Source organism: Calyptranema fuscum S582, from assembly GCF_055793305.1.
In genome coordinates, this window is the sequence record NZ_JBSLYH010000131.1 from 1 (window position 1) to 1089 (window position 1089).

Below are 1089 nucleotides of genomic sequence, written 5' to 3' on the forward strand. Positions count from 1 at the left end.
TGTAGCGGACAGTTGAGTTTACCTGCATGGGAACCCTATGTGCCGAGCCGAGCCACGCAAGCGCAAAGTGTAGAGAGGCGGTGGAGACGTTTTTTGGGCAATCAACGGGTGCGGGTCAGTCGGCTGTATCTGCCGTTAGTGATGGCAGCGTTAAGCGGATGGAACCAGCATCGTCTCTATCTTGCCATAGACACTACCGTGTTATGGAACCAATATTGCATGATTCATCTATCGGTTGTTTGTTGTGGGCGTGCTGTGCCATTGCTCTGGAGGGTCTTGAAGCATGGCAGTGCAACCGTCGCCTTTGAGGAGTATCAACCGTTGCTGCGACAAGCACGCTGGTTGTTGCGCCAGCATCCCGATGTGATGCTGTTGGCTGACCGAGGGTTTGCCAATCATGAGCTGATGGAGTGGTTACAAGCGAGTCGGTGGCACTATTGCTTTCGCTTACCCTGCGATGTCCTGCTCCACGGTGCCAGCAAGTATCCCAGGATGGTGAGCAGTTTATATCCACCCTTGGGAGAAGCCCGGTTGTACCGCCAAGTGCGCTTATGGGCAGATGGTGTGCATCGGTGTAATTTAGTGTTGGCAACCGTTAAAGGAGCCAAAGAATCTTGGGCAGTCGTCACCGATGAGGCTCCTTCACTGCAAACCTTGTGGCAGTATGCGCTGCGGTTTCGAGTCGAAGAATTGTTTTTGGATAGTAAGTCAGGGGTCTTTGCGTTAGAAGATTCACGGTTACGCTGTGAAGCCGCATTGGAACGGCTCTATCTGGTCGCAGCACTGACTCTGCTCTATGCCACGGCACAAGGAATGTCGGTGCAAATTGCTGGGTTACGTCAACAGGTTGACCCCCACTGGCGGCGTGGCATTAGCTACCTCAAAATCGGGTTGCGATGGCTTCGGGGCATTGTCCATAAAGGACGAAAACTCCTGTCTCCTCTGCCATTGCTCCCGCAAGACCCAGAACCTTGTTTTGCCTCGCATCGGGCTGAGCAAGATTTTTATGACCAGATTTGGTTTACTCGGATTCGTTCCTTAACCTGCAAGTCTTGATCTACATGCTATTTACTAAAATGTGTCAGGCAG

General features: G+C 52.2%; 1 protein-coding gene. It reads left to right on the forward strand.

The annotated features are described in order from the left end of the window. On the forward strand, positions 1–1056 hold a 1056-nt coding region (locus tag ACR6Z4_RS32180), incomplete at its 5' end, for a transposase (protein WP_479721395.1). Positions 1057–1089 lie beyond the last annotated feature (33 nt).